Annotated in this window: 7 protein-coding genes; all 7 read left to right on the forward strand. The window is 60.2% G+C overall.

The window, feature by feature from the left end:
* Positions 1-387: 387 nt before the first annotated feature.
* The 7 genes from VGG64_21510 to VGG64_21540 all read left to right on the forward strand — a co-directional run bounded on the left by VGG64_21510 (position 388) and on the right by VGG64_21540 (position 9327).
* Positions 388-1287, forward strand: a complete 900-nt coding sequence (locus VGG64_21510; protein HEY1602194.1) for a hypothetical protein — start codon at positions 388-390, stop codon at positions 1285-1287.
* An 11-nt stretch (positions 1288-1298) separates the two neighbouring features.
* Entirely contained in the window at positions 1299-1502 is a 204-nt protein-coding gene (locus tag VGG64_21515; GenBank protein HEY1602195.1) for a hypothetical protein, read from the forward strand.
* Positions 1503-1672: 170 nt separating this feature from the next.
* A complete protein-coding gene (locus VGG64_21520; protein HEY1602196.1) occupies positions 1673-3004 on the forward strand; it encodes a DNA-directed RNA polymerase subunit alpha C-terminal domain-containing protein in 1332 nt (443 codons plus the stop codon).
* Positions 3005-3117: 113 nt separating this feature from the next.
* Complete coding sequence (tgt, locus tag VGG64_21525; GenBank protein HEY1602197.1) at positions 3118-4263, forward strand: tRNA guanosine(34) transglycosylase Tgt; 1146 nt, start codon at positions 3118-3120, stop codon at positions 4261-4263.
* A gap of 237 nt (positions 4264-4500) precedes the next feature.
* Entirely contained in the window at positions 4501-4866 is a 366-nt protein-coding gene (gene yajC / locus VGG64_21530; protein ID HEY1602198.1) for a preprotein translocase subunit YajC, read from the forward strand.
* 30 nt (positions 4867-4896) lie between these two features.
* Positions 4897-8196 (forward strand): protein translocase subunit SecD, encoded by a 3300-nt coding sequence (gene secD / locus VGG64_21535; protein HEY1602199.1) that lies wholly within the window; start codon positions 4897-4899, stop codon positions 8194-8196.
* A 312-nt stretch (positions 8197-8508) separates the two neighbouring features.
* Positions 8509-9327 (forward strand): LysM peptidoglycan-binding domain-containing protein, encoded by an 819-nt coding sequence (locus VGG64_21540; protein HEY1602200.1) that lies wholly within the window; start codon positions 8509-8511, stop codon positions 9325-9327.
* Positions 9328-9492: the final 165 nt, after the last annotated feature.

Below are 9492 nucleotides of genomic sequence, written 5' to 3' on the forward strand. Positions count from 1 at the left end.
ATGGCGCTCTTTCGGCGCTTTTGGGGGTCTTCCCCGTTTGGATTCCATGCCTGAATAATACCGGTAAAAAAGTCGCCGTCAAGCTATTGACCATCTAGTTATTTACCGGTAAACTAATCGCATGAGTTGGGAGTAATGAGCCCAACAAAAAAACCCCGAGTCAGCCCGGCAAGGCCGACACGGGGGACGAACAAACCAGGCTTTCGCTAGGTTGGTCCAGACAACCGCATTCTAGCGAGAGCCGCAATCGAAAGCGACTCCGCCGTGATAGTTTGTGCCCACGCTGACGCCAAGAAAAACGGTAAAGACCGACACGGAAACCAGCGGTACAAGTGCGTCCTATGCGGCAAGCGGTTCTCCGAGGAAACGCCCAAGCCGCTCGGCCCGATGCGAATTGACTTGGACAAGGCCAAGCTGGCACTACGAATGCTCACCGAAGGCATGAGCGTGCGGGCCACGGAGCGCACCACTGGCATTAACCGCAACACGCTGTGCAAGCTGATTGTGCTGTTCGGTGACGCCTGCCGTGCCTTCCTGGATCGCAATATGCAAGGCCTGAATCTGACGCACTTGGAATTCGATGAGCAGTGGACGTGGGTTGGCCGAAAACAGGCGCGCCTTACTGTCACGGAGAAAGCTGAAAAGTTCGACGTGGGGGACGTTTATATCTGGACGTGCATCGACCAGAAAACGAAGCTGCTGCCCTCATTTCGCTTAGGCAAGCGATCGGCCGACAACGCACGCCGTTTTATGATGGACGTTGCCAGCCGCCTGAACATGCCCAAGCCACACGCCAGCGACGCGCACGCCTTCAAGGCCGAAGGCTATCAGCCGGTAGTCCAGATCAGCACTGACGGCTTCCAGGCATATCCTGAGGCCGTGGACTTGGCGTTCGGTCCCTACGTTCGCTACGGCACGATAATCAAGGAGTACCGCAACGCGCACATGATCTACACGCCGAGCGAAATGGTTGGCACGAAGCGCACTGGCATAAGGGGCATAGGGCGCCGGCAGGAACGCACGATAACCACCAGCCACGTTGAAAGGCTGAACGGCACTCAGCGGGTATTCCTCAAGCGGTTGAATCGCCTCACGTACTGCTTCTCAAAGAAGCTCCGCAATCTGGAAGCCGCCTTCGCCATGTTTGCGGCCTACTACAACTACTGCTGGCAGACTCGCAAGCCGGGTAAGAGCGGTCAGAAGCGGCCGACTGCCTGTATGATGGCGGGGCTGACCGGGCACGTCTGGAGCTTTGATGAGTTATTTGATGCTGTCTTAGCGAATTAGGAACGCTCCAAATGAATGATAAACCACGAAAACCGGGCGACATCTCAGCGAAAGAAGCGGTGGTTTTAGTCGCGATCCTATTGGCAATAATGATCCTAAACGCGGTGTTCCTGGGAGGAACGCCATACTTCGCGGTCGTCTGCGGCCTGAGCGCGGCAATCTTCGTTGTCTATTACGCCATTAAGAATCGTGGATTCCCGCCGCGCAATAAGTAGCACCACACTGTTAAGACACTACCAGCTGGCGGGCTGGCGTTGCGAGCTTGACCAGGATTGCTATATTTAAATAACGTCTAACTTGCCAAATTGGCAGCATATTTTCGGCGGCCCGGGTGTGGCTCTGCGCCTAGGGTTGTCTTGGTCTTGCCTTCCAGGAGGCTCCCGTAATGCCGCTAGGTGTCGATTCGAACGTCAACGTCAAGGAACTTGTCGTCTCCAGCACTCTGTTCGGCCCTAAAGAGGTCCAGCAGATCAAGGATTCGATCGCGGCCGATTTCTCGAACTACCGCAGTCTGCGCGAGGCGGTGCAAGAGCTCGAGTCCGTGCCGGCGCAATCACCTGCCTCGGCGGCCAAGCTGGGCGTTTGCTACTTCCTGCTGGGCCGCTACCGGCTGGCGGACGAAATGCTCAAGTCGGCCGACGGCGGTGCTCTCGCCCTGTTCTACCTGGGACGGACATTTGCAGCACGCCGGCAGTTCCCCGAAGCCATCAAGGCCTTTCAGGACGCATCTAAGGCGGGTTACGACCGTGACGAGTGTGCTTTGGCACAGTCCGAAGCACAGCGCAGTTCCGGCGCGCCGACCGAAGCCATGACCACGCTGGATCAATTGTCGGGTGCTGTCGAACAAACTGCCGAATACCTGTATCAACGGGGCGCCACCGTGGCGGCCTTGGGTGGTAATCCGCAGGAAGTCGTCGCGCTATTCGAACGGGCCGTCGACACCAATCCACGTCACCCAGGCGCGCTGTTCGGCTTGGCACTAGAGAACGACCGCCGCGGAAATGATGAAACAGCTCTGGATCTTTATCAGCGCTCGGCGGCCCAATTTCCGGCGCACATCGGTTCGCTGTTGAACCTGGGCATTCTTTATGAGGATCGCCAGCAGTACGAGCGTGCCCGGCAGTGCTACCAACGGATCCTGGAAAACTATCCCAACCATCCGCGTGCTCGGCTGTTCTTTCGCGACGCTCAGGCTGCGGGAGACATGTTCTACGACGAAGACGCGCAACGTCGTCGCGACCGCCTCAGCCAGGTGCTGACGATGCCGGTTACCGACTTCGAGTTGTCGGTCCGCAGCCGCAATTGCCTGCAGAAGATGGGGCTGATGACCTTGGGAGATCTAGCCCGCACCAGCGAGCAGGAATTGCTTGCGAGCAAGAACTTCGGCGAGACGTCGCTGGTTGAGATCAAAGAGATGCTGGCTTCGAAGGGACTGGAATTGGGCCAATTGGCCGCCGAAAAGCAGACCATGCGCGGCGGTTACGAGCCCGAGGTCATGAGCCCGGACGAACAGGCGCTGCTGGGCCGGCCGATCGCGGATCTGAACCTCTCGGTGCGTGCCCGCAAGTGCATGATTCGCCTGGGGATCAGCACGATTGGCGAGCTCGTTCGCCGCACGGGCGATGAGTTGTTGGAATGCAAGAACTTCGGCGTCACGAGCCTCAACGAAGTGCGCGAGAAGCTCACCGGACACGCCATCAAGCTGCGTGGCGACTGAGATAACTGTCGCAAGACCGACGGCTGTACGTCGATCGCCCTATCGCGGTGAGATTGCCACGACAGTCACCCTGAGGCAACCACATTTCCACGGAGCGCCGCCCGCGCGAACTCATGAACGCGAGCGCGTTTCGATTCGAGTTGCTTCACGCCGATCGCACAAGCGCGGCGCGGCGCGGTGTGTTTCATACGCCGCATGGGCCGGTCGACATGCCGGCTTTCATGCCTGTGGGGACACAGGGGACGGTCAAAGGCGTCTCGATCGACCAGCTCCGCGCGACGGGCGCGCAGATGATGCTGGCCAACACCTATCATCTCACGCTGCGTCCGGGGGAAAGCATTGTCGAACAGTTGGGCGGGCTGCACGCCTTCTCGGGATGGTCAGGACCAATACTGACAGACAGCGGCGGCTTTCAATTGTTCAGCCTGGCCCAGATGACGAAGGTCAGCGAATCCGGCGCGGTTTTTCGCTCACATATCGACGGACGTCTGTTGGAGCTTTCGCCCGAGCGGGCCGTGGCCATCCAGGAGGCGCTCGGCAGTGACGTGGCGATGGTTCTCGACCATGTGATCGCCCTCCCCGCCGCACGCGACGCCGTGGCCGATGCCATGCAGCGCACCTTGCGATGGGCACGCCGCGCACGCGACGTTGCCCGGCGTGCCGACCAGGCTCAATTCGGCATCGTCCAGGGGGGGCTCGATACGGAACTGCGCGGCGAATGCGTCGCGGGGCTCAAGGAGATCGATTTTGCTGGTTACGCCATTGGCGGGCTAAGTGTCGGCGAGACGCCCTCCGAGATGTATGCGGTGCTCGACGCGACGGCACCGCTGCTGCCGGCCGATCGGCCCCGCTATCTGATGGGGGTCGGCACGCCGACCGACTTGTTGGAGGCGATCCACCGCGGGGTCGACCTATTCGACTGCGTGATGCCCACACGCAACGGACGCAACGCCATGGCCTTTACCGATGCGGGAGGGCTGCGGTTACGCAATCTGAGCCTAGCCACGGACGAGCGTCCGTTGGAGGAGCACTGTCCTTGCCCGGCCTGCCGCCATAGCCGCGGCTACCTGCGGCATCTGTTCATGGCAAAGGAGATGCTCGGGCCGATCTTGCTATCGATCCACAATCTGACTTACTACCAGCGGCTGTTGGCCGAGGCGCGCGTGGCGATCGAGGCCGACCAGTTTGCGGCGTTTCGGGAACAGAAGTTGGCCGGCTGGCGACGGGGCGTGGTAGGCGCCGAAGCGACCGACGGCTGATCCCCTTGCTCGTTATGGCGCATAGTCTTATGATACGGCCCTTGGACGCTATGCGTGCGTGGCAAGCCCCCTTTGGCTGGCCGCTTCTGTTGAATTTGGCGCGCCAAACGCGAGGGGAGTGAGGCGCCTTTCCCAGAGGGCAAGTCCCTCGAAAGGTGCGACGGTGTCACGCGTTTGTGTTCCGCCGCCGGCGCTCGCTCGGGCGTCCTCGAGCTATTCCAGCGAGGAGAGACAATCGTGCCGAATTTAGACATGGCTAGGTGGGTGCTGTTGGCACAAGAACCGCCCAGCGCCCCCAGCCCTATCTTCATGTTTTTGCCGTTGGTGGCGATCGGCCTGCTGTTCTTTTTCATGGTTCTGCGGCCACAACGGCGCGAGCAGGCAGACCGGTTGGCAACGCTAGCGAATCTGAAAAAGAATGACCACGTGCTATTGAATTGCGGCATTTTCGGCGTGGTGACCAACGTCCGACCTGATAGCGAAGAAGTGACGATCCGCGTCGACGAATCTTCGAATACTAAGCTGCGCATCACCCGCGGCTCGATCGCCCGCGTGATCGTGGATGATTCCTCGGCCAGCGTAGAAACCGGAACGACCAGCTGATCCGACGAGCACGGAAGGATTTAATCGAATATGAATGCGGACAACGTCGAATTGCTGTTGGTGATGATCAGTGTCTTCGTGGTGCCGCTGGTGCTGGGACATTACATCGCCAAAGCCGTGCGGCTGCCGGATCAGTCGTGGCGGATCGCCACGGTGTTCTTTTCCCTGTTCGCCGCCTCGGCGGTGACCTGGTACGGCTGGCCGCCGAAGTTGGGCATCGACCTCAGCGGCGGCTCGATCCTGGTCTACGAGATCGATGAGCAAGCCAAGAGCGCCGACAAAGACGTCAAGATGGAAGAGCTCGTGCAGGCCGTGACGAAGCGCGTCAATCCGGGCGGCGTCAAAGAAGTCACGATCCGACCGTACGGCGTCAACCAGATCGAAGTCATCATCCCCAAGGCGGATGAAGCCGAGCTGGACCGTATCAAGGACAAGATCAGTTCGACAGGCTTGCTGGAATTCCGTATCACGGCCAACTCGCGCGATCATGCCAACTTGATCGAGTTGGCCAAAAAGCTCGATACGAACCCGCGCGCCGAATTACGCACCGAGAGCGCCGACGGCACGCCCGATGTCGTGGCACGCTGGATACCAATTCGCCGTGACGATGTCGATTATTTCGTAAATCCTCGCTCGGGCTTCATCACGCGGCAGAATGACAAGGACGAGCTCGAAGTGCTGGTCGTCATCGACCCGCAGAACGTGACTGGTCAGTACTTGAGCAGCGCTTCGGCGGGCGTGGGCATGAAGGGGCCCAAGATCGACTTCGTGTTCGATTCGACCGGCTCGAAGCTGTTCGGCCGATTGACCAACGACAATCTGCCCGACAGCGTGCAGGGTTTCCACCGCAACTTGGGGATCGTGCTGGACGGCTACTTATACTCGGCCCCGCAAATCAACGAACCTATTTACGACCGCGGCGAGATCAGCGGCAATTTCACCGTGCCGCAGACCGAAGATCTGGCCAGCGTGCTCACGGCCGGCAGCCTCCCCACGGCCCTGCGCAAGGAGCCCAGTAGCAGCCTGTTGACGGGTGCTACGTTGGGACAGGACACGATCAACAAGGGCGTCTACTCGATGCTGGTCGCCACCGTGGCAGTGGTCATCTTCATGATTATCTACTACCGCTTTGCCGGAGTGGTCGCCAATATCGCGCTGCTGCTGAACGTGCTGTTGATTGTCGCCTTTATGATCATGTTCAACGCCGCCTTCACCCTCTCTGGGTTGGCGGGCTTGGCACTGACGGTCGGCATGGCCGTGGACGCGAACGTATTGATTTACGAGCGCATGCGTGAAGAACTGGCCCGCGGTGCCACCCTGCGAATGGCGATTCGCAACGGCTTCGGACGAGCCACGACCACGATTATCGACGCCAACGTCACGACGTTGATCTCGGCCATCGTGCTCTACATCATGGGATCGGACCAGGTGAAAGGCTTCGCTGTCACGTTGATCTTGGGCATCGTGATGAACTTGTACACCGCGATCTTTGTGTCGCGGGTGTGCTTCGACATCGCTGAGAAGGTCGGGTTCATCAAGGATCTGAAGATGCTGCACATCCTCAGCAATCCCCACTTCGACTTTATCGGCAAGCAGCGGATTGCCATCGCCCTCTCGCTGATCATCATCGCGATCGGCATGGTGGGCGTTGGACTGCGTGGGCGTGGGCTACTCGACATCGATTTCACCGGCGGCGTATCGGTGCAGGCCCTGTTCTCGAAACCCGTCGAAATTGCCGAGGTACGTGACAAGATCGATGAAAACTCAGAGACGCTGCCCGACGCCACGGTACAGGATGTGCGCATCAAAGACGAGACGCCGAACACGCGTTTCGTAATCAATACGTCGAACCCCGACATCAACACGGTAGAAGCCACGCTGACCAAGATTTTCGAAGGCGAGCTAACGGTCAACAAGTTGCGCGTAGCCAAGCTGGCCGCCATTCCGGCCGCCGGTGACGCTAGCTCACCAGCGGACGAAAAGAAGGAAGCTTCACCCGCAAACGATGAAAAGCCGGCGGCGAAGCCCACCGACGGTTCGCACATGGTTCGGCCTAAGGACGACGACGTGATGCTACTGGCGATGGCCGATGTTTCGGCAACAGAAGCCGCCGCGCAAGAGGCGGCCGCCACAGAAGAAAAACCGGCAGCTGCCGAAGCACCCGCAGAGGCCAAGGTCGGTGACAATTCGCCCGCCACCGACGCCCCCGCAGCTAGCGAGCCGGCCGCAGATAAACCAGCTGCCGAGAAGCCTGCCGGATCGCCACCAGCGGACGGCGCAACGGCTGGCCCCCCACAGCGGGCCATCGGACCGCAGATGCCCACGACCGGGGGTGCCGACAAGGCACGCGCAGGAGGCCTGCCAGGGGCCGGACAGGCCGGTGCCGAGCCGGCGTTCATGAAGGAAGACAACATCAAGGTGGTCTCGACCGCTTTCGCTGGCGGCACGACAGCCGACCTTGCGTTCACGACGCCCATCAGCCACGACCAATTGCTGGGGATCCTGGAAACGTCGGCGGCGGCGATGCCGAACGTCAAGAAAGCAACATTGGCTTTCGGGCTGACAAGTGAAGGCTTTGAGTCCGGCAGCGACATCAGCCGCGAACTATGGACGGTCCGCACTACGCTGCCCAGCGATCAGGCGGAGGAACTGTTCCAACGCGCCAATAAAGCATTAAGCGAAAAGCCGTTCTTTCCGGCGTCGAACAAGATCGGGGCCGCGGTTGCCTCGGCCACGCAGCAACAGGCCGCTATGGCTATGATCGCCAGCTTGGTGTTGATCCTGGCCTACATCTGGTTCCGCTTCTCGCAAGTCATGTTCGGCGTCGCGGGTGTCGTGGCCGTTGTTCACGACGTGCTGGTGACACTCGGGGCCCTGGCTCTTAGTACCTGGTTGGCAACCGTCCCCGGGCTGGAATTCTTGCTGATCGAACCATTCAAGATCAGCCTGCCGATTATTGCCGCGTTTTTGACGATTATCGGTTATTCGCTGAACGATACGATCGTGATCTTCGACCGCATCCGCGAGATGCGCGGCAAGAGTCCCATCATCTCGGTCGAGCTGGCTAACTCGGCCATCAACCAAACGCTCAGCCGTACGATTCTTACCTCATTGACCGTATTCATCGTGGTTTTGATCCTGTACGTTTTTGGCGGCGAAGGCATTCATGGTTTCGCTTTCGCTTTGGTGGTGGGCGTAGTCGCCGGCTCATACAGCACCATCTACATTGCCACACCGATTGTGCTATGGATGAATCGTGCCCACGAGTCGGCGTCGTCCCGATCATTATCTGCCGGCCAGGGTGTGCCGCAGCGAACCAGTCATGCCTGATGGCCGCATAAATCCACCATCCTTTGATCGTGGCTGATCGTCGCGCGCGGCGTCGGGGATTGCGGTGGGTCTTAGTGAGGACGCCGCGGCTGCAGGTCGCTCGCAATGGGCTTTGGGATTTCCCGCGGGCAGTCCGCGACTCGCTTTGTTCCGCGGCGCGCAGGGAACGAGGCCACAAACTCACCGGCAACGGCACAAGCGGAATTCTGGCCGACTTTCTCGCGTGTCCGTACATCTGCGGACGATGCCAGGATGATGGAGCGCTCTCTCTCCCGGCCTCGTGGGCCGGTTCCGCTCTCAGGAATTCGCACGATGTCGCGCCGCACAAAAATCTTGACGATGGCGATCTTGCTCATGGCGGGCGTGGCGGCCGCGATGGTGTTTCGCAAGCAGCCGACTTCCCCCAGCGAGGCGGAGATCCCGACGGCGCCCCGCGCCGTGGCGCAGCAAGATCTGCAGCCACCGCAGGAAAAGCCGGCCCCGACATCGCATCTGACCGGTCGGATCGTCTCGGCCGATGGGTCGTCCGAGTTGCAACCCCAAGCCAGTTCGGCGGGCGGCGGGGCAAGATTTGGATTGTCGTCAGCGTCGCCCACAGGGGGTGGCTACTCGTCTCTCCGGCCCATCGGCGACGGTATGAGCGCACAAGGATTGGCTGGCAATGAAAGTTCGGCGTTTGGGGGCAACGCGCCGGGGCCGTCCTATAGCGAAGTGCGGCGCCATCGCATCGTCGACGGCGATACGTTGTCTGGCTTGGCGGTCAAATACCTGGGAAGCGCCGATCGTTACCGCGAGATCTACGAATTCAATCGCGACATCCTCTCCAGCCCAGAATTGCTCCCGATCGGCACCGAGCTGAAAATCCCGGGCACGGCGTCCGCCATCTCCTCCCCTGCCCCGCTCAACGCGCGGCCGATGGTGCCCGTGGCGCCCCGCGGTTCCGCGTCGGCCAGTCCAACCGCGGGCGCGGCGTCGGGTACCTACCGCGTGCAACGCAACGACACGCTGACAAGTATCGCGCGGCAAGTCTATGGCGACTCGCGTCGGTATCGCGAATTGCTCGACGCCAATCGGAATCAGCTGTCCCGGCCAGAAGATCTGCGTGAAGGCACGACCCTGGTCGTGCCTTGAGATACACGCGAAGACTTCTGGTGGAAGCACTTAGTTCGACTTTTGCAGTTTTACGCCGCCATTGTGACGGTGTATTCCAGTAGTTGTCGTATTTTTCGCGAGCCCGGGCCGGCCAGGCGTAGTTCAAAAACCTTTTGTCGCAGACTGCGGCGGCGCAGGGTGGCG

The organism is Pirellulales bacterium, from assembly GCA_036490175.1.
Classification (GTDB): Bacteria; Planctomycetota; Planctomycetia; order Pirellulales; family JACPPG01; genus JACPPG01.